At 70.4% G+C, this 24,639-nt stretch carries 21 protein-coding genes; 15 read left to right on the top strand and 6 right to left on the bottom strand.

Features of this window, described 5'->3' with window-relative positions; translation table 11 throughout:
• Positions 1-40 precede the first annotated feature (40 nt).
• From BMZ45_RS09615 to BMZ45_RS09605, 3 genes are all read left to right on the top strand, one after another.
• The gene (locus BMZ45_RS09615; RefSeq protein ID WP_057162775.1) at positions 41-955 is read left to right on the top strand and encodes a cation diffusion facilitator family transporter; all 915 of its coding nucleotides are present in this window, start codon (positions 41-43) and stop codon (positions 953-955) included.
• Between the two features lie 109 nt (positions 956-1,064).
• Positions 1,065-2,051, top strand: a complete 987-nt coding sequence (locus BMZ45_RS09610; RefSeq protein ID WP_091635558.1) for a YwqG family protein — start codon at positions 1,065-1,067, stop codon at positions 2,049-2,051.
• Positions 2,051-2,497: a GNAT family N-acetyltransferase gene (locus BMZ45_RS09605; protein ID WP_091635555.1), complete on the top strand. Its 447-nt coding sequence runs from the start codon at positions 2,051-2,053 to the stop codon at positions 2,495-2,497. The genes BMZ45_RS09610 and BMZ45_RS09605 overlap by 1 nt, the downstream gene beginning before the upstream one ends.
• Positions 2,498-2,516: 19 nt before the next feature.
• Here the strand turns inward: BMZ45_RS09605 and rlmJ are convergent, their stop codons facing one another.
• Positions 2,517-3,380 (bottom strand): 23S rRNA (adenine(2030)-N(6))-methyltransferase RlmJ, encoded by an 864-nt coding sequence (rlmJ, locus tag BMZ45_RS09600; RefSeq protein ID WP_091636379.1) that lies wholly within the window; start codon positions 3,378-3,380, stop codon positions 2,517-2,519.
• A 69-nt stretch (positions 3,381-3,449) separates the two neighbouring features.
• Here rlmJ and creB point away from each other — a divergent pair, with 69 nt between their 5' ends.
• The 6 genes from creB (at position 3,450) to BMZ45_RS09570 (ending at position 9,166) form a co-directional block, all read left to right on the top strand.
• A complete protein-coding gene (creB, locus tag BMZ45_RS09595; RefSeq protein WP_091635552.1) occupies positions 3,450-4,127 on the top strand; it encodes a two-component system response regulator CreB in 678 nt (225 codons plus the stop codon).
• A 9-nt stretch (positions 4,128-4,136) separates the two neighbouring features.
• Positions 4,137-5,585 (top strand): two-component system sensor histidine kinase CreC, encoded by a 1,449-nt coding sequence (gene creC / locus BMZ45_RS09590; protein WP_091635549.1) that lies wholly within the window; start codon positions 4,137-4,139, stop codon positions 5,583-5,585.
• Between the two features lie 204 nt (positions 5,586-5,789).
• Positions 5,790-7,166: a cell envelope integrity protein CreD gene (gene creD, locus BMZ45_RS09585; RefSeq protein ID WP_091635546.1), complete on the top strand. Its 1,377-nt coding sequence runs from the start codon at positions 5,790-5,792 to the stop codon at positions 7,164-7,166.
• A gap of 58 nt (positions 7,167-7,224) precedes the next feature.
• Positions 7,225-7,596, top strand: coding sequence for a hypothetical protein (locus tag BMZ45_RS09580; RefSeq protein WP_091635543.1), 372 nt, complete (start codon positions 7,225-7,227; stop codon positions 7,594-7,596).
• A gap of 80 nt (positions 7,597-7,676) precedes the next feature.
• Entirely contained in the window at positions 7,677-8,285 is a 609-nt protein-coding gene (locus BMZ45_RS09575) for a GNAT family N-acetyltransferase (RefSeq protein ID WP_091635540.1), read from the top strand.
• Positions 8,282-9,166: a carbon-nitrogen hydrolase family protein gene (locus BMZ45_RS09570; RefSeq protein WP_091635537.1), complete on the top strand. Its 885-nt coding sequence runs from the start codon at positions 8,282-8,284 to the stop codon at positions 9,164-9,166. The genes BMZ45_RS09575 and BMZ45_RS09570 overlap by 4 nt, the downstream gene beginning before the upstream one ends.
• 139 nt (positions 9,167-9,305) lie before the next feature.
• On the opposite strand, the gene BMZ45_RS09565 is transcribed toward BMZ45_RS09570, so the two are convergent.
• Both BMZ45_RS09565 and BMZ45_RS09560 read right to left on the bottom strand, forming a co-directional pair.
• Positions 9,306-9,848: a phosphatase PAP2 family protein gene (locus BMZ45_RS09565; RefSeq protein ID WP_091636376.1), complete on the bottom strand. Its 543-nt coding sequence runs from the start codon at positions 9,846-9,848 to the stop codon at positions 9,306-9,308.
• A 5-nt stretch (positions 9,849-9,853) separates the two neighbouring features.
• Positions 9,854-11,035 carry a glycosyltransferase family 4 protein gene (locus tag BMZ45_RS09560; protein ID WP_091635535.1) on the bottom strand — a complete coding sequence of 394 codons (1,182 nt, stop codon included), beginning with the start codon at positions 11,033-11,035 and terminating at the stop codon, positions 9,854-9,856.
• 194 nt (positions 11,036-11,229) lie between these two features.
• Between BMZ45_RS09560 and BMZ45_RS09555 the strand changes: the two genes are divergently transcribed.
• The 6 genes from BMZ45_RS09555 to mdoH all read left to right on the top strand — a co-directional run bounded on the left by BMZ45_RS09555 (position 11,230) and on the right by mdoH (position 20,494).
• Positions 11,230-11,640 carry a GntR family transcriptional regulator gene (locus BMZ45_RS09555; RefSeq protein WP_091635532.1) on the top strand — a complete coding sequence of 137 codons (411 nt, stop codon included), beginning with the start codon at positions 11,230-11,232 and terminating at the stop codon, positions 11,638-11,640.
• A 29-nt stretch (positions 11,641-11,669) separates the two neighbouring features.
• Entirely contained in the window at positions 11,670-12,599 is a 930-nt protein-coding gene (locus BMZ45_RS09550) for an ABC transporter ATP-binding protein (RefSeq protein ID WP_091635530.1), read from the top strand.
• A gap of 28 nt (positions 12,600-12,627) precedes the next feature.
• A complete protein-coding gene (locus BMZ45_RS09545; protein WP_091635527.1) occupies positions 12,628-14,445 on the top strand; it encodes a hypothetical protein in 1,818 nt (605 codons plus the stop codon).
• Positions 14,446-14,532: 87 nt separating this feature from the next.
• Complete coding sequence (locus tag BMZ45_RS09540; protein WP_091635525.1) at positions 14,533-16,698, top strand: S9 family peptidase; 2,166 nt, start codon at positions 14,533-14,535, stop codon at positions 16,696-16,698.
• Positions 16,699-17,069: 371 nt separating this feature from the next.
• On the top strand, positions 17,070-18,593 hold the full coding sequence (locus BMZ45_RS09535; RefSeq protein WP_091635522.1) for a glucan biosynthesis protein: 1,524 nt from the start codon (positions 17,070-17,072) through the stop codon (positions 18,591-18,593).
• A complete protein-coding gene (mdoH, locus tag BMZ45_RS09530) occupies positions 18,590-20,494 on the top strand; it encodes a glucans biosynthesis glucosyltransferase MdoH (protein WP_091635519.1) in 1,905 nt (634 codons plus the stop codon). Before BMZ45_RS09535 ends, mdoH begins: the two co-directional genes overlap by 4 nt.
• A 25-nt stretch (positions 20,495-20,519) precedes the next feature.
• Here mdoH and BMZ45_RS09525 read toward each other — a convergent pair whose 3' ends face one another.
• The 3 genes from BMZ45_RS09525 to ppk1 form a co-directional block, all read right to left on the bottom strand.
• Positions 20,520-20,891: an ExbD/TolR family protein gene (locus BMZ45_RS09525; protein ID WP_091635516.1), complete on the bottom strand. Its 372-nt coding sequence runs from the start codon at positions 20,889-20,891 to the stop codon at positions 20,520-20,522.
• 101 nt (positions 20,892-20,992) lie between these two features.
• Positions 20,993-22,522, bottom strand: coding sequence for an exopolyphosphatase (gene ppx / locus BMZ45_RS09520; protein WP_091635513.1), 1,530 nt, complete (start codon positions 22,520-22,522; stop codon positions 20,993-20,995).
• Entirely contained in the window at positions 22,519-24,618 is a 2,100-nt protein-coding gene (ppk1, locus tag BMZ45_RS09515) for a polyphosphate kinase 1 (RefSeq protein ID WP_091635511.1), read from the bottom strand. Before ppk1 ends, ppx begins: the two co-directional genes overlap by 4 nt.
• Between the last annotated feature and the right edge of the window lie 21 nt (positions 24,619-24,639).

Below are 24,639 nucleotides of genomic sequence, written 5' to 3'. Positions count from 1 at the left end.
CTAGACTCCGCCGCTTCCGAACCTCACGAGCAGGACGACCATGGCAGGTGGTGGTGATTCGACCCGCGCGATTCTGTTCGCGCTAGGCGCCAATTTCGCGATCGCGGTGGCCAAGGGCGTGGCCGCGTTCTTCACCGGTTCCAGCGCGATGCTGGCCGAGACCGTGCACTCGCTGGCCGATTGCGGCAACCAGTTGTTGCTGCTGCTGGGCCTGCGCCAGGCCAAGCGCCCGCCGTCGCCGGATTACCCGCTGGGCTACGGCAAGGCGATCTATTTCTGGTCCTTCCTGGTCGCGGTGATGCTGTTCACCGTCGGCGGCATGTTCTCGCTCTACGAGGGCATCCATAAGCTGCAGCACCCCGAGCCGCTGAAGCAGTGGTGGTGGGCGGCCGGCGTGCTCACCTTCGGCATCGCCGCCGAGGCGGTGTCGATGCGCGCCTGCCTGGTCGAGGTCAACAAGGCGCGCGGCAGCCGCAGCCTGTGGCAGTGGTTCCGCGAGAGCCGCCAGGCCGAACTGGTGGTGATCTTCGGCGAGGACCTGGCCGCGCTGCTGGGCCTGGTGTTCGCGCTGGCCGCGGTGATGACCGCGGTGATCACCGGCAACCCGATCTGGGACGCCATCGGCACCATCGCCATCGGCGCGCTGCTGATCGTGGTCGCGGTGTTCGTGGCGATCGAGGTCAAGGCGATGCTGATCGGCCAAAGCGTGGACCCGGCTCGTCAGCAGCAGATCCGCGACTTCCTCAACGGCCGTCCGGAGATCGCCCAGGTCATCAGCGTGATCACCCTGCAGTTGGGCAACGAGGTGATGGTGTCGGTGCAGGCGCGCATGCGCGAAGAGCACAGCGTGCCGGCCCTGACCGAGCAGATCAACGTGGTCGAACGAGCGATGAAGCAGGCCTTCCCGGAAGTGCGCTGGAGCTTCTTCGAGCCGGATACCAAAGCCGGCCTCTGACGCCGCGACGGCCGCGAATAAAGACGCCACGGGGCACAAATCCCGTGGCGTTTTTCATGGCCGGCGCTGGGCGATAATCGCCGCGATCGGGCAGGGAAGAGACGCGGGCATGAAGACGCTGCATGCGGTGCTGTTGTCGACGGGCTTGGTGGCGGCGATCGGCGGGGCGGTCGCCTACGCCGGTTATCGCGCCTACCTGCACACGCTGGACTCGGTCGCGCGCGCGGCCGTGGATTCGCCCCGCAAGCCCGACCCCGCCGCGCAGGCGCGCACCGAGCGCGCGGCCGAAGCGCTGCTGGCCTCGCTGCGCCCGCGCCTGGCCGCGAGCGAGCGCCCGGTGCGGCATATCGCGTTGACGGCGATGGCGCAGGACGAACGCAAGGCCAGCAAGGTCGGCGGCGTCGCCTACTGGGCCGCGGGCCGCGACTATCCGCGCGACCCCGACGGTCGGCCGCTGGTGCTGCTGGCCCAGGTCGACCTGGCCGAAGCGCGCCTGGACGGCGCCCCGCAGCAGGGCCTGCTGCAGTTCTTCATTTCCGATCGCGGCGACTACTACGGCGCCAACTTCGACGACCCCAAGCACGACGGCATGGATGCGCTGAGGCAGCCGCTGGGCTTCCGTGTGGTGCATTGGCCCGACACCGGCGCGCCCGCGCTGGCGCCGCCGACCTCGCCGGCTCAGCCGGCCGACGAGCAGCGTCTGCCGTTCGACCCGACCCAGCCGCGCCGCATGCGCTTCGTCGCCGGACGCGAAAGCCTGGGCAGCAACGACGCCGGCTGGCCCGCGGCGATGGGCGGGGCGCTGGACGAGCGCGTCGAGGCCTACGTGCGGGCACATCCCGGCCAGGACAGCGACGCCCTCAACGACGCCCTGTTCGAGACCTTGTCGCGCAGCGGCCACAAGTTCGGCGGCCATCCGGACTTCACTCAGAGCGACCCGCGCGAGGCCGGCGATCGCCAGGTGCTGTTGCTGCAGCTCGACAGCGACGAGGACATGATGTGGGGCGATTCGGGCATCGCCAATTTCTTCATCGACCCCGATGACCTCGAGCGCGGCGAGTTCGGCCGCGTCGCCTATCACTGGGATTGTTATTGATGCGGCTGCGGCCTTATCTGCCGACCGATCGTGCGGCCTGCCTGGATCTGTTCAGCAGCAACGTGCCCGACTACTTCGCCGAACTCGAACGCGCCGATTTCATCCAGACCCTGGACGAGATCGACGATTACTTCGTGATCGAGGCGCCGGGCGAGGGCCTGGTCGCCTGCGGCGGCTACGCGGCCCTGGACGACGCGCCCGAGGTCGCCGGCCTGTGCTGGGGGATGGTGCGGCGCGACCTGCAACGGCGCGGCTACGGCGAGCATCTGTTGCGCGAGCGTCTGCAGCGCATCGCCGCCGAGCCGGCGTTCGAGCGCATCGTGATCGAGACCACCCAATTCAGTCGCGCATTCTTCGCCCGCCACGGTTTCGTCGCCACGCGCGAGGTGGCCGACGGTTTCGCGCCCGGCTACGACCTGGTGGAGATGCAGCGGCCCGCACGCTAGCCGACCGCCCGCGACGCGCTCAGGCGTCGGTGCGCGCCAGCCACTGCAGTTGCGAACTGGCCGCCGGGGTTTCGCCCAGAGCCTTGCTCAGCAGGGGCAGCACCGCGCCCAGGGTCTGGTCCACCTGATAAGGCGGATTGACCAGCAGCAGGCCGCTGCCGTTCATGCGCAGCGGCGAATCGTCGGCGCGCACCAGCAGTTCGGCGGCCAACACCGACTTGGCCGGCAGCGCGGCGGCGCGGCGGTAGAACGGCTGCAGCGAGCGCCGCAGCTTGATCGGATACCACAGCGCGTAGCAGGCCTGCGGCCAGCGCCCCAGGCCCTCGCGCAGGGCGCCGATGGCGGTGTCGAACTCTTCCAGCTGGGCCTCGTAGGGCGGGTCGATCAGGACCAGGCCGCGGTTGTAGCGGGTGGCGCCGATCTTGGGCGGCAGCAGGGCTTTCATCGCCGCGTAGCCGTCGCGCTGGTGCACGGCCACACGCGGATCGCGGGCGAAGTTGTGCTCGAGCTGGGCGGCCTCTTCCGGTTGCAGCTCGCAGGCGGCGATGCGGTCGTCGGCGCGCAGCGCGTGCGCGAGCAGCCAGGGCGAGCCGGGGTAGGCGGAAGCGCCGTGCTCGGCGCGGCAGGCCTTGACCGCGCCCAGGTAGCGCGCGATCGCCGGGTGCTTGGGCGCCTCGGCCTGCAGGCGGGCGATGCCGCCCTCGGCCTCGCCGGTGCGCAGGGCCGAGTTGCCGTCCAGCGGGTAGAGCCCGCGCCCGGCATGGGTGTCGAGCGCGAACAGCGGCGCCGGCTTGACCGCGAGGGCGTCGCACAGCACCAGCAGGGCGACGTGTTTGAGCACGTCGGCATGGTTGCCGGCATGGAAGGCGTGGCGATAGTTCATGCGCATAGGGTAGCCCGTCCGCACCGGCGCTTGCTCTATGCTTGCCGCGGCCCCACCCCGAAACCCGCCATGCCCCGCATCCTGCTGGTCGACGACGAACCCGCGATCGCCGCCACCGTGCTCTACGCCCTGCGCGCCGAGGGCTTCGAGGCCGAGCACTGCCTGACCGGCGGCGAGGCCCTGCGCGAAGCCCAGCGCCAGGCCTACGATCTGGCGGTGCTGGACGTCGGCCTGCCCGATATCGGCGGTTTCGCCCTGTGCCGCGAGCTGCGCCGCGAGCGCGACCTGCCGGTGATCTTCCTGACCGCGCACGACGCCGAGGCCGATCGCATCCTCGGCCTGGAGATCGGCGCCGACGACTACGTGACCAAGCCGTTCTCGCCGCGCGAACTGGTCGCGCGCGTGCGCGTGGTGCTGCGGCGCGGGCGCGCCCAGGCCGAGGCGCCGGCCGCGGCCGAGAGCGCGTTCCGCCACGATCCGGAAGGCAAGCGCATCCGCTACCGCGGCCAGCCGCTGGACCTGACCCGCTACGAGTACGGCCTGCTGGCCGCGCTGCTGCAACGGCCGGGCGCGGTGCTGTCGCGCGCGCAGCTGATGGACCGGGTCTGGGGCGACGCCCTGGACAGCGGCGACCGCACCGTCGACACCCACATCAAGACCCTGCGCGGCAAGCTGCGCGAGATCGACGGCGAGTCCGATCCGATCCGCACCCACCGCGGACTGGGCTATTCGCTGGATGCGAACTGAGCGGCGCGCATGAAGATCGGGCTGCGCATCTTTCTGGGCTATTTCTGCATCGTCGCGCTGGCCGCGCTGCTGCTGACGCGGGTGTTCCTGGCCGAGGTCAAGCCGGGCGTGCGCCAGGCGATGGAAGACACCCTGGTCGATTCGGCCAATGTGCTGGCCGAATTGGCCACCGACGATTTCATCGCCGGCCGCATCAACGACGGCGCCTTCGCGCGGCGCGTGCGCGAACTGCGCGGGCGCGACTTCGGCGCCGAGATCTGGGGCTTCGGCAAGCGCGCCACCAACTACCGCCTGTACATCACCGACGCGCGCGGCGTCGTGGTGTTCGACAGCGACGGCCGCGACCTGGGCCGCGACTACTCGCGCTGGAACGACGTCTACCTGACCCTGCGCGGGCGCTACGGTGCGCGCTCCACGCCCAGCGATCCGGACGATCCCAACTCCAGCGTGATGCACGTGGCCGCGCCGATTCGCGACCCGGCCGGCCGCATCATCGGTTCGCTGACCGTGGCCAAGCCCAACCGCACCATCGCGCCCTTCATCGAGCGCAGCCAGCGCGTAGTGCTGCGCTGGGGCGGCGTGCTGATGGGCACCGCGCTGCTGATCGGCCTGTTCGCGGCCTGGTGGCTGTCGCGCCAGCTCAACGGCCTGCGCCGTTACGCGCACGCGGTCAGCGCCGGCCGTCGCGCCGAGCTGCCGGCCTCGGTCGGCGAGTTCGGCGAGCTCGGGCGCGCGCTGGAGAGCATGCGCACCCAGCTCGAGGGCAAGCAGTACGTCGAGCAGTACGTGCACACCCTGACCCACGAGATGAAGAGCCCGCTGGCGGCGATCCGCGGCAGCGCCGAGTTGCTGGAAACGCGGCCGGACGAGGCGCCGATGGCGGAGGAGGACCGCGCGCGCTTCGCCGCCAGCATCCGCCGCCAGAGCGACCGGCTGGCGCAGATGATCGACAAGCTGCTGGCGCTGGCCGCGGTCGAGCACCGCCAGCGCCTGGACAATCCCGAGCCGGTGGACCTGGCCGCGATCGCGCGCGAGGCCGCCGAACAGTGCGCGCCGCGCCTGGCCCAGGGCGGCTTGAGCCTCCGCCTGGACCTGGCCGAAGACCTGCCGCCGCTGGACGGCGACCCCTTCCTGTTGCGCCAGGCCCTGGTCAACCTGATCGACAACGCCGCCGATTTCTCGCCCGCGCAGGGCGAGATCGCGCTGCGCCTGTACCGCGACGGCGAGGCCCAGCGCGTCGACGTCGGCGACCGCGGTACCGGCGTGCCCGAATACGCGCTGCCGCGCGTGTTCGAACGCTTCTACTCGCTGTCGCGCCCGGCCGGCGGCAGCCGCAGCAGCGGCCTGGGCCTGTGCTTCGTGGCCGAGGTCGCGGCCTTGCATGGCGGGCATGCGGCGCTGGCCAACCGCGATGGCGGTGGTGCGCTGGCCAGCCTGGTGCTGTCGCGCGGCCTGTAGGCCGCGCGAGGAGTGAGCTTGGAGGAGCTAGGAGTAAGCGTGGAGGAGTGAAGAGTGAGCGAAAGCCAATAGCGCACTTACTCACGCCTCACTCCTCTAAGCTCACTCCTAGCTCCAACACTTCACCATCGCTTCACCGTTCCCCCATCCTCCCCACCCAGGCCGCGCCCATCCTGCCGTCACCGCAATGACAGGAGTGGGGACATGCGACTTTGGCTGAAAGTATTTCTGGTGCTGGGCATGACCCTGGCGATCCTGATTCCGCTGCTGCTGATTCGCGGCGTGATCAACGACCGCCAGAGTTATCGCAACCAGGCCGTGGCGAGCATCGCGCGCAGCTACGCCGGCGCCCAGGCCTTCACCGGTCCGGTGCTGGTGGTGCCGTACACGGACTTCATCGAAACCGATGAGAAGGACGAGAAGGGCTTCGTGCGCCGGGTCGTGCGCGAGGAAGCCGGTCGCTGGACCTATTTCCCGACCACTCTGGACGTGCGCGGCCCGCTCAAGCCCAGCACGCGCCGACTCGGCCTGCACGAGGTGCGGGTGTACGAATGGCAGGCCCAGGCCAAGGCCGATTTCCGCGCCGAGCTGCCCAAGCTCGCGCTGCCGGCAGGACATACCCGCAAGATCGGCCGGCCCTGGTTGAGCTACGGCTTCGCCGACGTGCGCGGCCTGCTGTCGACGCCGGTGCTGCGCATCGACGGCGCCCCGGTCGAGGTCGAGGAAGGCATGGGCAGCCGCGACGGCGGCGGCGTGCACACCCGCCTGGCGGTGCCGGAACCGGGCCAGGTGCTGAGCCTGCGCACCCAGCTCGACTTCAACCTCGGCGGCACCGAGTCGCTGGCGCTGGTGCCGCTGGCCAAGAGCAACCGCTTCGCGATCCAGTCCAGCTGGCAGCATCCGCGCTTCGGCGGCAGCTTCCTGCCGCGCACCCGCGACATCGGCGCCCAGGGCTTCAGCGCCGACTGGCAGGTGTCCTCGCTGGCCACCAGCGCGCAGCGCCAGTTCCTGGACGGCAAGACCGTGCCCAGCGTGGAAGGCAGCGAGATGGCCGGCGGCGAACGCGCCGACACGGTCGCCACCGGCGGCATCGATGCGGTGGCGGTGGCCCTGGTCGATCCGGTCAACGTCTATTCGCAGGCCGATCGCGCCAGCAAGTACGGCCTGCTGTTCGTGCTGCTGACCTTCATCGGCTTCTTCATCTTCGAACTCATCAAGCAGCTGCCGATCCACCCGATCCAGTACGGCCTGGTCGGCCTGGCGCTGGCGATCTTCTTCCTGCTCCTGGTCAGCCTCAGCGAGCACATCGCCTTCGCCTGGGCCTATCTGGCCGCGAGCGTGGCCTGCATCGGCCTGCTCGGCTTCTACCTCAGCGCGGTCTTGCGCAGCGTCGGCCGCGGCCTGGGCTTCGCGGCGATGCTGGCGACCTTGTACGCGGCGCTGTACGGCCTGCTGGTGTCGGAGGACAACGCGCTGGTGATGGGCGCGGGTCTGCTGTTCCTGATCCTGGCCGCGGTGATGGTGATCACCCGCAAGGTCGACTGGTACCAGCTCGCCGGCTCGCGCCCGCTGGCGCGCTGATTCGGCGATATCGCGGCCGCGGGCAGACGCCCGCGGCCGCACTTTATGAGGCCGACCCATGTGTGCCGACACCGAATCGCTGACGATGTTCCAACTCGCCGCCGACCTGCGCTGGGCCTTGCCCGCCATCGTGGCGGCGGCGACCGTCTGGCTGCCGCATCCGCGCCGCCTGGGTGTGCGCTGGCTCGTCGCGGTGCTGCTGGGCTGGACGATCAATGCCGCTTTCAGCGATGCGCTGCTCGATCCGGTCGGCTGGGCCGAGGCCATGGGCGACGACGAGGCGCATATGCGGTATCAGCCCAGCGCGCTCGCCGTCCATATCCGGTTCGGTTGGCTGCTGCCGGCCATCGCCGCGAGCCTGGCGCTGCTCTTCGCTGGAGCGCTGCAGTGGATGCGCGTCGCGTGCTTGCGTGCCGCCGCCACCCGATAGACGTCGGCCGCCGATCGGGCCGCTGCTGCGCCGGTCGGCCACCGAGTGTCCCGTGCCGCGCTTGGCCTAAACTGCCTGCCATGAACGTGTCTCCGATCGAAGTACGTTGCTACGTGGGCGCGGCGATCGCTCCCTATCTGGACGATCTCGCGCGGCTGCGCATCGCGGTGTTCCGCGAGTGGCCGTATCTGTACGACGGCGACAGCGACTACGAAGCCCAGTATCTGCAGACCTATCTGCGCTCCTGGCGCAGCGTCGCGGTGCTGGCCTTCGACGGCGATCGAGTCGTCGGCGCCTCCACCGGTCTGCCCTTGAGCGACGAGTCCGACGCCTTCCTGGCGCCGTTCGCCGGCAGCGCCGTCGATCCCGAGCGCGTGTTCTATTGCGGCGAATCCGTGCTGCTGCCGGCCTATCGCGGTCGCGGCCTCGGCCATCGTTTCTTCGACGAACGCGAAGCGCATGCGCGCTCGCTGGGCGGCTACGACTGGACCGCCTTCTGCGCGGTCGAGCGCGCCGCCGACGATCGGCGCCGGCCGCCGTTCCAGCGCGACAACGAGGCGTTCTGGAGCAAGCGCGGCTACCGCCAGCGCCCGGAGTTGCGCGCGAGCCTGCCCTGGCGCGAAGTCGACCGCGGCGAGGTCGCGCACACGCTGGGCTTCTGGCTGCGTGCGCTGGAGCGGCAGCGTTGAAGGTCGCGGTCGCCAAATACCGCATCGATGCGCCGCGCAGCTTCGCCGAGTTCGCCGACAAGCAGGCGCGCTGGCTGGGCGAGGCCAAGCGCGCCGGCGCCGAACTGGCGGTGCTGCCCGAATACCTGGCCCTGGAGCTGGGCGCGAGCTTCGGCGCCGCGACCCAGGGCGATCTGCACGCCTCGCTGATCGCGATTCAGGCCTATCACGACGCCTGGCGCGAGCTGTACGGCCTGCTCGCGCGCGAACTGCGCATGCACGTGGTCGCGGGCAGCTTTCTGCTCGACCACGGTCGCGGGCGCTATCGCAACCGCAGTTACGCCTTCGCGCCCGACGGCGGCGTGCTGTGGCAGGACAAGTTGCAGTTGACCGGTTTCGAGAAGCGCGCCGCGGTGATCGAAGGCGGCGACGCCTTGCGCGTGTTCGCGCTGGGGCAGGCGCGCGCCGCGATCGCGGTTTGCTACGACATCGAGTTTCCGCTGCCGGTGCGCGCCCAATGCGAAGCCGGCGCGCGTTTGCTGATCGCGCCCAGCTGCACCGACACCGAAGCCGGCGCCACCCGCGTGCGCGTGGGCTGCCTGGCGCGCGCGCTGGAGAACCGTTGCTTCGTCGCCCAGGCGGTGACCGCGGGCGATGCGGCCTGGAGCCCGGCGCTGGACACCAACACCGGCGAAGCCGCGATTTATGCGCCCATGGACGTGGGCCTGCCCGCGGACGGCATCGTCGCGATCACGCGCGGCGATCAGGCCTGGGCGGTGGCGGACCTGGATTTCGCCGCGCTCGAGGCCAGCCGCGCGCAGGCGCAGGTCGCCAACGATCGCGATTGGACAGGGCAGGGCGCGCCTGGGATCGAGCGCGCGGCGTTGATGGAGTGGGGTTGAGGCCCAGAGGCTGTCCGGGCCGCCCATTTTCCCGCGCGCGCTGGTAGCCCCTCTCCCGCCTGCGGGAGAGGGGTTGGGGTGAGGGCCGCCGCAAGCGAACGAACGGACAGCCAGTGACGCGCGAGAGAAGCGCCGTACCTCAACCAAACAACGACACCCCAGGCACCAGCCACAACGACAAGCCCGCCAGGCCGCTGCCGATCGCCGTCGCCGCCAGCACATCGCTGGGGTAATGCAGCCCCAGCACCACGCGCGACAAGGCGACGCTGGCGGTGAACGGCACCAGCAGCCAGGCCAGTACCGGGTAATGCGCCATCGCCACCAGACTGAAGGCGACCGCGTGCAGGGTATGCCCGGACGGGAAACTGAATTCGTCCAGCGGCGCGACCCAGGCGTGGATGCGGGTGTCGGACGCGAACGGGCGCGGCCGCCGCGTCCAGCGCTTGAGCAGCTTGTACAGCGTCAACGCGATCGCGCCGGTGGCGGCCAGATGGGCCGAGGCCAGCAGACCATCGTAACCGTCCACCAGCACCAGCGTGCCCATCAGCAGGTACCAGAACACCCCGTCGCCGAGGCGGCTGATCGCGGCGAAATAGGCGCGCGAGCCGCTGCGCTCGCAGACCCGGTTGGCGCGCAGGCACCAGCCCGAATCGCCGGCGTTGAAACGTTTGCGCAAAGGCATGCGGTTCATACCACCTCCCGTTCGTCTTGTACGGCCAGGGTCTTGCCGTGCCGCGGCGGGCGGCGCGGCGCGGTGTCGGCCAGCGCGCCGAGCAGGGCATCGAAATCGGCCGCGACCTGTTCGGGGCGCAGACCGGCGATCGCGGCGCGGCCGGCGCTGGCCATCGCCGCGCGCATCGCGTCGTCGCTGCCGATGCGCACGGCCGCGGCGATGAAGCCGTCCTCGTCGCCGTCGGCGATCGCGGCGCCGTGCTCGCCGTCGCGCAGATGTTCGTGGGCGGCGCCGTAGTCGAACGCGACCGTGGGCACGCCGCTGGCCATGGCTTCCAGGGTCACGTTGCCGAAGGTCTCGCTGCGGCTGGGAAACAGGAACAGATCGCCGCTGGCGAAATGCCCGGCCAGATCGGCGCCGCGCTGCACGCCGCAGAACACGAAGTCCGGTTGCTCGCGTTGCAGCCTGGCGCGCGCGGGGCCGTCGCCGACCCAGACGAAGCGCGCTTCCGGGCGTTGCCGCTGCAGCGCGCGGAATGCGCGCACGGCCAGATCCAGATTCTTCTCCGGCGCGATCCGGCCGACGTAGATCGCGGCCACGCCGCCCTCGGGGATGCCCCAGGCGCGGCGCAGCGCCTCGCTGCGCCGGCTCGGATCGAACAGCGCGGTATCGACCGCGCGCGGCAGCCGCACCACGTCCTCGAAGCCCTGCGCGCGCAGGAACTCGGCCAGCTCGCGGGTCGGCACCAGGGTGGCGTCGGCGTCGTTGTGGAAACGCCGCATCCAGCGCAGCGCGGTGCCGACCAGGAACGGCGCGCCGTAGTCGCGCATGTATTCGTCGAAACGGGTGTGGAAGCCGGTCGCGACCGGAATGCCCAGGCGCCGCGCCGCGCGCAGCGCCGACCAGCCCAGCGGACCCTCGGTGGCGACGTAGACCGCGTCAGGCGCCTGCGCGGTCCAGGTCTGGACCAGGCGCCCGGTCGCCGGCAGGCCCACACGCAGGCCGGGGTAGCGCGGCAGCGGCAGGCTGCGCACCAGCAGTTCGTGCTCGGCGCCCGCGCGTTCGTGGGCCTGGCGCGGGCGCACCAGATCGACCTGATGCCCACGCGCGCGCAGACCCTGCTCCAGACCTTGCACGGTCAGGGCCACGCCGTTGATCTCCGGCGGGTAGGTCTCGGTGACGATCGCGTAGCGCATGCGCGGCTCCCGGTTTGGGCAAGCCTGTTCGCAAGGCGTTAAGCGGCCATGTCAGGGCCATGACCGGGTCATGACGCGCGATGGCCGGCCCGTGCGACGAAACGCCGGATACGCCGACGAAGCCGATTGACAGGGAGGGCCGTTTCAACTGTACTAGTAACAACAGTACAGTTAGTACAGTCCAGGAGCGCTCCATGGCCCGCACCCGCCCGCTGATGATCCAGATCGCCACCGGCGACCCGCGCCCGATCGGCAAGCAGATCGCCGACGCGGTGCGCATGAAGATCGCCACCGCCGAGCTGGTCGCCGGCGACCAGCTGCCCAGCGTGCGCGGCCTGGCCCAGCAGCTGACGATCAATCCCAACACGGTGGCCAAGGTCTACGCCGACCTCGCCGCCGAAGGCTGGCTGGAGGCACGCCAGGGCCTGGGCCTGTACGTGGCGCCGGTGCGCCAGCGCCTGAGCGAGCCCGAGCGCGAGCGCCGCCTGGAGGAGGCCGTGCAGCGCTTCATGCAGGACGTGATCGCCCTGGGCTACGCGCCGGAGGAGCTGCAGGCACGCCTGCAGCGCGAGTTTCTCGCATTGGTTCCGCGCAAGACCGCCTGAACCCTGACGTTCGAACCAAGGCCGCCACCATGCCGACCACCGACGACTACGTGATCCAGACCCAGGCCCTCAGCAAGCGCTACGGGCGCAAGCTCGCCCTGGACCACCTCGACCTGAGCATCCCGCGCGGTCGCATCCACGCCATCGTCGGCGCCAACGGCGCCGGCAAATCCACCCTGTTCCGCATCCTGCTGGGCTTCCTGCCGCCGACCGCGGGCTCGGCCAGCATCCTCGGCCACGACAGTCAGCGCCTCACGCCCGGCGATCGTGCGCGCATCGGTTTCGTCAACGAAGAACACACCCTGCCGGGCTGGATGCGGGTCGCCGCGGTGGTGGACATGCACCGCCGCCAGTACCCGCGCTGGAACGAAACCGCGTTCCGCGGCGTGCTCGATCACTACCACGTGCTGCCCGAACAGAAGGTCGGCCAGCTCTCGCGCGGCGAGCGCGCGGGTCTGAACCTGGCGATCGCGTTGGCGCAGGGCCCGGAACTGCTGGTGCTGGACGAGCCCACCCTGGGCCTGGACGTGGTCGCCAAGCGCGCCTTCCTGGAGTCGCTGATGTACAGCAACGCCAGCGACGACTGCACGGTGGTGTATTGCTCGCACCAGATGGAGGAGATCGAGCGCGTCGCCGACAACCTCATCATCCTCGAGCGCGGGCAACTCAAGAACATGTCGGCGCCCGAGGATTTCTGCGCGCGCGTGCGCCACTGGGTCGCCGACATTCCGTTCAAGGGGCCCGATCCGCGCAGCGTGCCCGGCCTGCTGCAGGCGCAGCGACTGGACGGCCTGCACCACTACCTGGTGCTGGACCAGGACGAGGACTTCGCCGATTTCCTGCGCGCCAACGGCGCGCGCTCGGTGCAAAGCATGCCGGTCAGCCTGGACCGCGCGGTCAACGGCTTCCTGGCCAAGAACCACGCCGCACCGACCGCCGCCGTAAGCGCGGCGGGCTGACGCGGCTCGATCATTCGGGGACTACGCCATGTGGGATTTGTTCAAGGCCGAACTGCTGCGCTTCCGCGCCTGGGCCATCGCTTACGCCGCCGTGCAACTGGTGGTACTGGGTTTCATGAGTCGGGTCGTCGATCTGGCGCAACAGCCCTACGTGGTCTACCAGGTCATCGGCATCGTCTACGCAGTCAGCGGCTTGCTGCTGGGCCTGTACCAGATGGGCGGCTATCGGCGCCCGAACGCCTGGTTGAATCTGCTGCACCGGCCGCTGCCGCATTGGCGCGTGGCCCTGGCCCTGGTCGGTGCCGGCGCGCTGCTGCTGGCGATCGCGGTGCTGCTGCCGCTGCTGCTGGTCGCGGCCTGGCAGGAATGGATGACCGCGCGCGTGCTCGATCTGCGCCATCTGCTGCTGGCCGGCTCCGGCCTGCTGCTGGCGCTGTGCGCCTATCTGGCCGGCGGCTACGCGATGCTGGCCGACAAGCGCTACGGCTGGTCGGCGCTGGTGCTGGTGTTCGGCCTGCTGATCGCGCGCGCCACCGGCCTGGGCGCGATCGCGCTGCAGTGGTACCTGCTGGTCGTGCTGGCGGCGATGCTGCTGATCGCGTTCAAGCCCGACCTGAGTGCGCCGCCGCGCGGCGCCGCCGCCATCTTGCTGGTCGCGATTCCGCTGCAGTTCGCGATGTGGTTCGCATTGGTGATCGTCGGCTTCGGCGTCGAGTTCGTGTGGATCGCGCAGGGTTCGCACCCCAACAACATGGCGGTGGCGCCGCCGGGCGGCGAGAAGGAGTCCGAGTTCGCCGAGGGCAAGGACTTGATGCGCATGGGCCTGGCCGGCAGCCGCGATCCGCAGGCCGAGCTGTGGCGCGAACAGGCCCAGATCTCCGAAATCTACGCCACCGGCCCGGGCATACGCGGCTTGCCGCAGCGCCACCAGCTGACCAACCGCGTGCCGATGGAATTCGACGACGAGGCACGACGGGTGCGCTGGGTGTTCAGCCACGACAGCATGCGCTTCGAGGGTTACAGCCTGGTCGACAAGGGTGCGGTCGGCAGCCTCGGCGTTGACGGCAACGCCGCTTTCCCGCAGCCGGCGCAACCCGGTCCCGAGGGCCTGCTGGTCGCGCGCGATGCGGTCTACCAATACGACAGCGACGAGCGCCGCGTGCTGCCGCGCGCGCGCCTGCCGCGGGGCGAGATGCTGACCGGGATCGACAAGGCCGGCGATAGCGCGCTGGTGCTCAGCAATCGCGCGCTGTACTTCTACGACCTGCGCGAACTGGACAACGACGACAGCGTGCTCAAGCCGCGTCAGCGCGTGGCGCTGCCGGGCCGCAGCGGCGATCTGGTGCGCATCGATCTGATGGAGCTGCTGGACGGTTATCTGATCTCGTTCCTGTTCACCTTCTCCTCGCACAACGCCGAGGGCGCCTTGCCGTATCAGCAGCTGCTGCACGTGGACGAGGCCGGGCGGGCGACGCCGGTGGCGCGCCGCGCGCTGAGCCTGGATTACCCGATCGCCTGGCGCTACCAGAACTGGTACGCCTCGCCGCTGCTGTACCGCGCGCAAAAGGCCTGGCTGGACCTGTACTCGGGCTATGTCCCGGGGCGCGACATGGCGACGCCGCCGGTGCCGCGCACGGCCCTGTGGATCGCCGCCGTCTTGTCGCTGCTGTCGGTGCTGGGCGCGCTGTGGCGCCTGTCGCGCATCGCCGTGTCGGGGCCGGCGCGGATGGCCTGGCTGGCGGCCTGCGCGGCGATCGGCCTGCCGGCATTGATGAGTCTGTGGCTGATGTACCGGCCGCGCGAAACGCTGGACGAGGTGCCGTCGGCGCAAGCGGCGATGGCCTAGGCCGTCGCTCGCGCGCCGGGCCAGCACCTGACCGATCAAGAACATTCAACCGTGGGCCTGCGTAGGCGGGCCCCGCAGGAGAGGCCCATGAGCCCCAGTACGATCGCGCCGACGGCGCGGACGCGCCCGCCTGCGCGTGCGCCTCACCCGCCCTGGTGGCGCACCGCGCTGCGCGACGCTCTGATCATGGCGTTGCTGTGCGTGTGCGCACGCGCGCATGCCGACGAAGCCGCGCAGCTGCGCGCGGCGGTCGCCGTCGAGCGCGCGCGCAGCCCGGCACCGAGCTACACGCGCGCGGAGTTCCTGGCCCGCCCCGCGCTGCTGGGCGCCTGGCTGGCGCCGGACGGGCGCAGTGTCGCCTACCTGCTTCAGGGCGAGCGCAATCGCGGCGTCTGGCTGTTGCCGACCGCGGGCGGCGCGCCGCGCCGGCTGCTGGCGCATACCGAAGCCGATACGCTGAGCTGGTCGCGCGACGGGCGCTGGCTGTTGCTGCGGTCGGCGCAGCAGCTGTACGCGCTGGCCACGGCGGGGCAGCGCGGCTCGGGCGCGATCGCCAAGCTCGGCGGCCGCTGGGAACGCAGTTTCGAAGCGGTGGACCCGGTGCTGCCGGCCGCCGCGATCGTGCTGGAAAGCCCGCCGCACGTCTCGCGGCTGCCCAAGCGCTGGCGGCTGTACCGCGTCGATGTACAAGGTCGCCAGACCCTGCTGCACGAGTCCGCACGGGAGATCGTCGACAGCGCTTTCGACAGCGACGGACGCCTGCGCTATCTGACCCTGGTCGAAGGCGAGGGCTATACGCTCTACCGCAAGGACGGCGTGCGCCTGCGCGTGGCGATGCGTTGCACGCGCTTGCAGCGCTGCTCGATGCTCGCCAGCGATAGCGCGGGCCTGTGGCTGACCACCAATGCCGATCACGGCTATTTGCGGTTGGCGCACCTGGGCGAGGACGGCGCGCTGCGCACGCTGCATGCCGATCCGCGCGGCGAAGCGGACCTGGATCAGGTCGTGCTGGATCCGCAGAGCGGACAGCCGCTGATCGCCAGCTACCGCAGCGCCACGGCGGCCAACTACGGCCTCACCGCACAGGCGCAGGGTCAGGTCGCGGCGATCGAGCGCCGCTATCCCGGGCGCAACCTGCGCATCGAAGTCGGACGCGGCGCCGGCGCGCGCTGGCTGGTGCACGAGCGCGCGGGTTCGCAGAAGGGCGAGCGTCTGCATCTGTACGACCCGGCCAGCGGCGGCTTCCGCGAAGTCCTCGCCGACGCCGGGTTCCGTCACGGCCGCGACACGGTGACGCGCATTGCGGAGTCCTCGCTGGCGCGCAAGATCGCCTTCAGCTACCGCGCTTCCGACGGCATGCGCCTGCACGGTTTCGTGTCGGTGCCGCCGGGCGTGGATGCCGCGCGCGCGCCCCTGGTGGCCAATGTGCACGGCGGGCCCTTCAATCTGACCCGGCCGGAGTTCAGCGCCCAGACCCAGTTGCTGGCCAATCGCGGCTATGTGGTGTTCGAGCCCAATTTTCGCGGTTCCACCGGCTACGGTCTGGACTACATGCGCGCCGGTCGCGGCGATTTCGGCAACGGGCGCGTGCAGCAGGACATCGTCGAGGGCGTGCGCTATCTGCTCGCCCAGGGCATAGGCGACGGCGAACGCGTCGGTATCGTCGGCGCTTCCTTCGGCGGCTACTCGGCCTTGCAGGGGGTGACCTTCCAGCCGGAGCTGTTCAAGGTCGCGGTGGCGGCGGTGCCGCCGGCGGATTTCGGCTGGGTGCTGCGTTCCTATGCGCGCAGCCAGGATCAGTTCTCGCGCGGCATTCCGATGTCGGCCACGATGCGAGCGCTGGCGCTGGATCCGGCCGATCCGGCGATCGCCGAACGTCTGCGCGCGCAATCGCCGGTCGCCAACGCGCAACGCCTGCGCCGACCTGTGCTGCTTTTGGCCGGTGGCGACGACGAGCGCGTGCCGATCCGCAGCGTGCTGCATTACGCTGCTACGCTGCGCACCCTGGACAAGGACGTGAGCCTGTTCGTGGACGCGGGCGGCGGCCATCAGCTGGTCGATCCGCGCACGCGCGAAGCCTATCTGTTCCTGCTCGAAAGCATGATGCATCGCCGCCTCGGCGGCGCCGCGCCGCGCGCGCCGGATGCGCAGCTGCGCGCGCACTTGCGCAAGAACCTGCGTCTGGCCGGTCCCGATCTGGCGCCGCTGCGCGCCGCGACCGGCGCGTCAACCGCCGCCGCCGGCGCGCGTTGACGCCAGGTCGCCGATTTTTCGAACCGACGCGAGATCGTCTTGGTTCGTCCCCCAAACCCCGGCGCAAGCCGGGGTTTTTTTACATCTCCCCTTTGAAAAGGGGGGCAACGAACGAGCGCCACATCCATGCCTGCCCCTTTGAAGAGGGGGCTCAAGGGGGATTCGCTCCGGCTCCGCGGCGCGGACACGCCGGCACCTGTTCAAAACGAACGACCGCCATGCCTGCATCGCGCTTGCGCGGCGCCCCGCATCCTGTAAACGATTACTTGCAATCGAAGGCACATTTCGAGGCGGAAACCCGCCACAAATCGCGGTGGCCTTAACAACTCACTCCCTACAATCGCGCCCAGACGCTATTGGAAGGAGCGCGCATGCGCCGAAGAGAAGTGATCCTGGCCGGATTGTCGTGGCCCTTGCTGGGCCTGTGGGGCGCGAACGCGCTGGCGGCCAAACCCGCCGCGACGCCCGCGTCGGCCGCGTTCGGCGAGGACACCGTGCCGGCGCTCGCGCGCGCCCTGGCCGCGCAAGCGTTCAAGCCGCAGTCCAAGCAGCTGCCGGCCTCGTTGGAGAAAATCGGTTACGACCAGTACCGCGGCATCCGCTACAACCCCGACCAGGCGCTGTGGCGCGGGCTGGGGCTGCCGTTCCAGGCCCAGTTCTTCCATCGCGGCTTCTTCTTCCGCGATCGCGTCGACGTGTACGAAGTGGCGGATGGCCGCGCCCATCCGGTGATCTATAAGCCCTCGCAGTTCCGCTTCGAGGGCGTCGGCGCGCCCAGCGAGAACGATCTGGGCTATGCCGGCTTCCGCCTGCATGCGCCGCTCAACCGGCCCGAGTATTTCGACGAGATCTGCGCCTTCCTAGGCGCCAGCTATTTCCGCGCGGTCGCCAAGGGCCAGGCCTACGGTTTGTCCGCGCGCGGCCTGGCGATCAAGACCGCCGATCCGGCCGGCGAGGAATTTCCGGTGTTCCGCGCGTTCTGGCTGGAGCGGCCGGCGCGCGATGCGCGTCGCGCGATCGTGCACGCGCTGATGGACAGCCCCAGCGCCGCGGCCGCGTTCCGCTTCGAGATCGTGCCGGGCGCGGAGACCGTGTTCGACGTGAGCATGCGCCTGTACCCGCGCGTGAGCCTGGACCGCGCCGGCATCGCGCCGCTGACCAGCATGTACCAGTTCGACGCCAACGACCGCAACGGCATCGACGACTATCGCCCCGCCGTGCACGACTCCGACGGCCTGGCCCTGATCAACGGCCGCGGCGAACAGATCTGGCGCCCGCTGCACAATCCCGCGGTGCTGCAGGAAAGCGCGTTCGAGGATCGCGCGCCGCGCGGTTTCGGCCTGATGCAGCGCAAGCGCGAGTTCGCCGACTACGCCGACAGCGAGGCCCACTACGAGCGCCGTCCCAGCCTGTGGGTGGAACCGGTCGGCGATTGGGGCGAGGGCAGCGTGCGCCTGATCGAGATTCCGACCGCCGACGAATTCCACGACAACATCGTCGCCTACTGGCGTCCCGCGCAGGCGCTGGCGCCCGGGCGCGAGCATCGATTCGACTACCGCCTGCACTGGTGCGACCGCCACGAATGGCTGCCGCAACTGGCCACGGTCGCGGGCACGCGCATCGGCGCGGGCGGCAAGGGCGCGCGCCGGATCGTGATCGACCTGGCCGGCGGCGCGCTTGCGAAACTGCCGGCCGGCAGCGAGCCGCGCGCGGTGGTGTCCGCGTCCAAGGGCCAGGTCGCCAACGTGGTCGCGCACGCGATGCCGGCCCCAGGCGTCTGGCGCGTGGCCTTCGAACTCGATCCCGGCCAGGAGCGCAGCATCGAAATGCGCATGCGCCTGGAAGACGCAGGCGGCGCCCTGTCCGAAATCTGGCTCTACCGTTGGACCGCATGAGCACGACGGGCATGCACGCGAGCGTCGCCGACCTCGCCCCCATCCTGCCGCCGGAAACGCCGCTGGAGATGCCGATCCAGTCGCTGGGCGAGGGCGCCCTGGCCAATCCGCGCCTGCCGACCGAACCGCGCGGCATGGCCTGGCGACGCGCCTACATCGTCGGCGGCTCGGCGCTGATGACCCTGGTCGCGGCCTACCAGATCTGGTGGGTGCTGCGCGGCAACGGCCTCAACGTGCTCGAGGCGCTGCTGCTGGTGCTGTTCGTGGCCTTGTTCGCCTGGATCGCGCTGGCCTTCTTCAGCGCGCTGGCCGGCTTCGTCCAGATCGTCTCGCACCGGCGCGCGCGCCTGGGCCTGGGCGATAGCGGGCCCTTGCCCGAGCCGGGCGTGCGCACCGCGTTGCTGATGCCGACCTACAACGAGGATCCGCAGCGCCTGATGGCCGGGCTGCAGGCGATCTACGAATCGGTGGCGGCGACCGGGCACCTGGACCGCTTCGATTTCTTCGTGCTCAGCGACACCACCCGCGAGCCGATCGCGCAGGCCGAACGCGAGGCCTTCGCGGCCCTGCGCGAACGCACCGGCGGGCACGCGCGCCTGTACTACCGCCGTCGCGACGACAACGCCGAGCGCAAGGCCGGCAACATCGCCGACTGGGTGCGTCGCTTCGGCGGCGCCTACCCGCAGATGCTGATCCTGGACGCCGACAGCCTGATGACCGGCGAGGTGATCGTGCGCCTGGCGGTGGCGATGCAGCGCCATCCCGACGTCGCCTTGATCCAGACCCTGCCGATGATCGTCAACGGCAACACCTTGTTCGCGCGCATGCAGCAGTTCGCCGGCCGCGTGTACGGGCCGGTGATCGCGCACGGCGTGGCGTGGTGGCACGGCGCCGAGAGCAACTACTGGGGCCACAACGCGATCATCCGCACCGCCGCCTTCGCCGCCCACGCCGGCCTGCCCGAACTGCGGGGCTACCGTCCGTTCGGCGGTACCGTGCTCAGCCACGATTTCGTCGAGGCCGCTCTGCTGCGGCGCGGCGGCTGGGCCCTGCACATGGTGCCGGGCCTGGCCGGCAGCTACGAAGAGGGCCCGCCCTCGCTCACCGACATGCTGGTGCGCGACCGCCGCTGGTGCCAGGGCAACCTGCAGCACTCGGCGGTGCTGCCGGCCAAGGGCCTGCACTGGGTGAGTCGCTGGCACCTGCTGATCGGCATCGGCCATTACTTCACCGCGCCGATGTGGGCGATGCTGATGCTGATCGGCCTGGCGATTCCGCTGGAGCGCGCCGGTTTCGTCTGGGGCACGCTTTCGCTGCCGGGCTTCTCGCCCACCCGCTACTGGCGCGAGCAGGACCCCGAGCGTTTCACCTGGGTGTTCGTGGCGACCATGGCGGTGTTGCTGGCGCCCAAGGTCATGGGCTATCTGGCCTCGATGACCGACGGCGCGACCCGGCGCGGTTGCGGCGGCGCCGTGCGCGCGCTGCTGAGCATGCTGCTGGAAACCCTGCTGGCCGCGCTGATGGCGCCGGTGACCATGTACGTGCAATCGCGCGGCATCGCCGAGGTGCTGGCCGGCAAGGACTCGGGCTGGGAATCGCAGCGTCGCGACGACGGCACCTTGCCGCTGTCGGGGCTGGTGCGCAGCTACGGCGGCTCGACCCTGCTCGGCCTGCTGGCGCTGTTCATGGCCTATGCGGTGTCGCCGTCGCTGGCGGCGTGGATGTCGCCGGTGATCGTCGGCCTGCTACTGGCGATCCCGATCGTGGCCCTGACTTCGGCGCGTGCGCCGGGGCGCTGGCTGCGCCGCATCGGCATCTTCCGCACGCCCGAAGAGATCGCGCCGCCGCAGGTGCTGCGGCGCGCGGCGGAACTGCGCCGCGGGCTGCAGACGCCGCAGTGAAGCGGCGTACGTACCCGGCGCGCGCTCAGCCGCAGGCCGCGCCGCCGCCCTTGAGGGTGATGCGCTCGTAACCGCCGGCCTTGAGCGTGCGCAGGGCGAAGGTGATGTAGCGGTAGTCGATATCGGCTTTGCAGCCCTGCAGGATCACTTCGGTGGTCGCCGGCGGGCCCAGCGCGCGGATCGCCAGCGGCAGTTCGAGCGGACCCTGCGGGCTGTACACGCGGCCGTCGTCGAGCAGGTAGAGCGTGCGGCTGGCGGTCGCACCGTCGGCGGCCGGCGCGGTGGTCTTGGGCAGGTCGACGCCGCTTTTCTGTTGGGCATCGCAGGCGCCCAACGCGGACGCGGCGAACAGCAGGGTGCCCCAGGCCAGGGCGGAACGGAGACGGGACGGGGGCATGGGCGGTTCCGGTGGCGCAGACGCCGGCATGATCGGCGAGCGCCGCCACGCGCGCAATCGCGCGCGCGGCGGCGCGTGATCGCGCTCGCACTACCGCCGGTTCAGGCCGCCAGCAGCTTCAGCGCGATGCCCAGCCCGGCCGCGTCCTGCGGCTCGCCCTCGAGGTCGGCGCGCACCAGCGGGCGCGAATCCAGCCAGCGCTTGGACACGGTCAGGGTCAGGGTGTTGCCCTCGGCGTGGGCGTCCAACTGCGGGATCGGATCGCCCTCGTGGGCGCGGTGCAGCAGCACCGCCAGACGCAGCAGGGCGGCGCTGCGGCGCGCCGGAGCCAGCAGGCGATCGGGCAGGGCGTCGAAGGCGCTCTTGGGGATGCCGCGCCGATGCGTGCGCATCAGCGCGGCCAGGAACTGCTGCTGCTGGCGCGAGAAGCCGGAGATGTCGGAGTGCTCGACCACGTAGGCGCCGTGCACGTGGTACTGGCTGTGCGCGAGCGCCAGGCCCAGTTCGTGCAGGCGCGCGGCGCGTTGCAGCATCAGGCGGTCGTCCGGGTCCAGCGCCCAGGCGCCCGCGACCTGATCGAACAGGCGCAGCATGGTCGCCTCCACGCGCGCGGCCTGGCCTTCGTCGATGCCGTAGCGCTGCATCAGCGCGGCCACCGAGGCATCGCGCGGATCGTCCGCGCCGCCGCGGCCGAGCATGTCGTACAGCACGCCCTCGCGCATCGCCGCCTTGCTCACCGCCATCCGGGTCAGGCCCAGGGCGTTGAACGCGGCTTCCAACACCAGGATGCCGCCGGCGATCACCGGGCGGCGGTCGGCGGACAGGCCGGGCAGGTCGATCAGCTCGATGCGTTCGGCCTGCAGCAGACGGTCGCGCACCTGCGGCAGGGCCTCGGCGGTGACCGCGCCCTTGGTCAGCTTCATCGCCGCGCAAATTTCGCCGATCGCCTTGTTGGTGCCCGACGAGCCCAGCGCTTCCTGCCAGCCCAGCGCGCGGTAGGTGCCGGCGAACTGCTGGAACTCGGCGGTGACTTCGGTCAGCGCGTCGCGCCATTTCTTCTTCGACAGCTTGCCGTTCTCGAAGAAGCGGCGGGTGGTGGCGATGCAGCCCAGCTGCAGGCTTTCGCGCTCGATCGCCTCGAAGCCGCTGCCGATGATGCACTCGGTGGAACCGCCGCCGATGTCGATCACCAGGCGCAGCTCGCCGGGCTTGGACGGCTGGGCGTGGGCGACGCCGAGGTAGATCAGACGCGCCTCTTCGCGGCCGGCCACCACTTCGATGGCGTGGCCCAGCGCGGTTTCGGCCGGCATCAGGAAGCTTTGCGGCGCGGCCAGGCGGCGCACGGTGTTGGTCGCGATCGCGCGCACCCGTTGCGGCGGCACGTCGCGGATGCGCTGGCCGAAGCGCGACAGGCATTCCAGCGCGCGCTGGCGCACTTCCGGGGCCAGGCCACCCTTGCGGTCCAGACCTTCGGCCATGCGCACGGTCTCGCGCAGCCGGTCGACGATGCGCAACTGGCCCAGCACGTAACGCGCGACCACCATGTGGAAACTGTTCGACCCCAGGTCGACGGCGGCGAGCAGGTCGCCGTCCTGGAGCGGCAGGGCGGTGGTCGGGTAGGCGTCGTTCATCCGCAGATTTTCGCCAATAAGGTGGCTTGTGCGGAATGGGGCATGGCGTCGCCTTGCGGCACGACCCGCTCGTACTCGCCGTCGGCGCGCAGTTCCCAGGCGCTGAGGTTGTCGGCGAGGTAGTTGCTCAGGGCTTCGTCGTAGACGCGTTCGGCCAGGGCCGGGTCGAGGATGGGGAAGCCGGTCTCGACCCGGCGCAGCAGGTTGCGCTCCAGCCAGTCGGCGCTGGAGCAGAACAGGTCGGGTTCGCCGTCGTTGCCGAACCAGTACACGCGGTGGTGTTCGAGGAAACGGCCGACGATGGAGCGCACCCGGATGTTGTCGGACACGCCGGGCACGCCCGGGCGCAGGGTGCAGGCGCCGCGCACGATCAGGTCGATCTGCACGCCGGCCTGCGAGGCCTGGTACAGCGCGCGGATCACCTGCGGCTCGTTGAGGGCGTTCATCTTGGCGACGATGCGCGCGGGGCGGCCGGCGCGCGCGTGCTTGGTCTCGCGGTCGATGCGCTTGAGCACGCCCGCGTGCAGGGTGAACGGCGATTGCAGCAGGCGCTTGAGCTTCAGCGACGGCGCCAGGCCGGACAGCTGCTGGAAGATCAGGTGCACGTCGTTGCCGATGTCCGGGTCGGCCGTGATCAGGCCGAAGTCGGTGTAGGCGCGCGCGGTGCCGCTGTGATAGTTGCCGGTGCCCAGGTGCACGTAGCGGCGCAGCTTGCGCCCTTCGCGACGCACGATCAGCAGCATCTTGGCGTGGGTCTTGTAGCCGACCACGCCGTACACCACCTGCACGCCGGCTTCCTGCAGACGATCGGCGAGGCCGAGATTGGCCTCCTCGTCGAAGCGCGCGCGCAGCTCGACCACCACGGTGACGTCCTTGCCGTTGCGCGCGGCCTGGACCAGCTGCTCGACGATGGGCGAGTCCTTGCCGGCGCGGTACAGGGTCTGCTTGATCGCCAGCACGTTGGGGTCTTCGGCGGCCTGGCGGATCAGCTCCAGCACCGGCGTGAACGCGTCGAAGGGGTGGTGCAGCAGCACGTCGCCGTTGCCGACCTTCTCGAACATGCTTTCCACGCCCGCCAGCTGGCGCTGCTGGTAGGGCGGGAACTTGAGCTCGGGGCGCTGGACCAGATCGTAGACCTGGATCACGCGGTTGAGGTTGACCGGGCCGTTGATGCGGTAGACCGCGTTCTCGGGCAGGTCGAAATTCTCCAGCAGGCTGCGCACGATCGGCTTCGGGCACTGCTCGGCGATCTCCAGCCGCACCGCGCGCAGGTAGCCGCGGCCGACCAGTTCGTCGCGCAGGGCCAGGGCGATGTTGTCGACCTCTTCCTCGTCCACCAGCAGCTCGGAGTTGCGGGTCACGCGGAACTGGTAGGCGCCCTTGACGTCCATGCCCGGGAACAGCTCGTCGACGAAGGTCGACAGCACCGAGGACAGAAACACGAAGTCGTGCTTGCCGCCGGAGACGTTCTCCGGCATCTGGATGATGCGCGGCAGCGAGCGCGGCGCGCGCACGATGGCGAGGTTGCCGGCGCGCCCGAACGCGTCCTTGCCTTCCAGCACCACCACGATGTTGAGCGACTTGTTGAGGATCTTCGGGAACGGATGCGCCGGGTCCAGGCCCAGCGGCGACAGCACCGGCATGACTTCCTCGCGGAAGTAGTTGCGCAGCCAGCGGGTCTGGGCGGCGTTCCAGGAATCGCGGCCGAGCACGCGCACGCCGGCGTCGCGCAGGGCCGGCCGCACCACCTCGTTCCAGCATTCGTACTGGGCCTTGACCAGCTCGGCGGCGCGGTCGTGGATGCGCGACAGCACGGTCGCCGGCGGCAGGCCGTCGGCCCCCGGGATCAGGCCCAGGTCCTGGGCGTGGCGCAGGGTGCCGGCGCGGATCTCGAAGAACTCGTCGAGGTTGGTGCAGGAGATGCACAGGTACTTCAGGCGCTCCAGCAACGGCACCTGCGGGTCCTGCGCCTGCGCCAGCACGCGGAAGTTGAAGTCCAGCTGCGACAGCTCGCGGTTGAAGTACAGGCTGTGGTCGCGCAGCGGATCGCCGTCGTGATTGGCGTCGGGCAGCGCGTTGGTGAGGGCGGCGTTCATGGCGGACTCGAGGTTCACGGG

Source organism: Lysobacter sp. cf310 (genome assembly GCF_900114355.1).
Taxonomy (GTDB): Bacteria; Pseudomonadota; Gammaproteobacteria; order Xanthomonadales; family Xanthomonadaceae; genus Lysobacter.
The sequence above is the reverse complement of the archived record's forward strand: the minus strand, read 5'-3'. Positions and strand labels throughout refer to the sequence as shown.

Bases quoted from the DNA above. Each gene is read 5' to 3' on its own strand.
- BMZ45_RS09555 (WP_091635532.1), top strand. From the start codon at position 11,230: ATGGCCCGCACCCGCCCGCTGATGATCCAGATCGCCACCGGCGACCCG.
- BMZ45_RS09580 (WP_091635543.1), top strand. From the start codon at position 7,225: ATGTGTGCCGACACCGAATCGCTGACGATGTTCCAACTCGCCGCCGAC.
- BMZ45_RS09545 (WP_091635527.1), top strand. From the start codon at position 12,628: ATGTGGGATTTGTTCAAGGCCGAACTGCTGCGCTTCCGCGCCTGGGCC.
- BMZ45_RS09535 (WP_091635522.1), top strand. From the start codon at position 17,070: ATGCGCCGAAGAGAAGTGATCCTGGCCGGATTGTCGTGGCCCTTGCTG.
- BMZ45_RS09560 (WP_091635535.1), bottom strand. From the start codon at position 11,035: ATGCGCTACGCGATCGTCACCGAGACCTACCCGCCGGAGATCAACGGC.
- rlmJ (WP_091636379.1), bottom strand. From the start codon at position 3,380: ATGAACTATCGCCACGCCTTCCATGCCGGCAACCATGCCGACGTGCTC.
- creC (WP_091635549.1), top strand. From the start codon at position 4,137: ATGAAGATCGGGCTGCGCATCTTTCTGGGCTATTTCTGCATCGTCGCG.
- ppx (WP_091635513.1), bottom strand. From the start codon at position 22,522: ATGAACGACGCCTACCCGACCACCGCCCTGCCGCTCCAGGACGGCGAC.
- BMZ45_RS09615 (WP_057162775.1), top strand. From the start codon at position 41: ATGGCAGGTGGTGGTGATTCGACCCGCGCGATTCTGTTCGCGCTAGGC.
- creD (WP_091635546.1), top strand. From the start codon at position 5,790: ATGCGACTTTGGCTGAAAGTATTTCTGGTGCTGGGCATGACCCTGGCG.
- BMZ45_RS09610 (WP_091635558.1), top strand. From the start codon at position 1,065: ATGAAGACGCTGCATGCGGTGCTGTTGTCGACGGGCTTGGTGGCGGCG.
- BMZ45_RS09605 (WP_091635555.1), top strand. From the start codon at position 2,051: ATGCGGCTGCGGCCTTATCTGCCGACCGATCGTGCGGCCTGCCTGGAT.
- creB (WP_091635552.1), top strand. From the start codon at position 3,450: ATGCCCCGCATCCTGCTGGTCGACGACGAACCCGCGATCGCCGCCACC.
- BMZ45_RS09565 (WP_091636376.1), bottom strand. From the start codon at position 9,848: ATGCCTTTGCGCAAACGTTTCAACGCCGGCGATTCGGGCTGGTGCCTG.
- BMZ45_RS09540 (WP_091635525.1), top strand. From the start codon at position 14,533: ATGAGCCCCAGTACGATCGCGCCGACGGCGCGGACGCGCCCGCCTGCG.
- BMZ45_RS09550 (WP_091635530.1), top strand. From the start codon at position 11,670: ATGCCGACCACCGACGACTACGTGATCCAGACCCAGGCCCTCAGCAAG.
- ppk1 (WP_091635511.1), bottom strand. From the start codon at position 24,618: ATGAACGCCGCCCTCACCAACGCGCTGCCCGACGCCAATCACGACGGC.
- mdoH (WP_091635519.1), top strand. From the start codon at position 18,590: ATGAGCACGACGGGCATGCACGCGAGCGTCGCCGACCTCGCCCCCATC.
- BMZ45_RS09575 (WP_091635540.1), top strand. From the start codon at position 7,677: ATGAACGTGTCTCCGATCGAAGTACGTTGCTACGTGGGCGCGGCGATC.
- BMZ45_RS09525 (WP_091635516.1), bottom strand. From the start codon at position 20,891: ATGCCCCCGTCCCGTCTCCGTTCCGCCCTGGCCTGGGGCACCCTGCTG.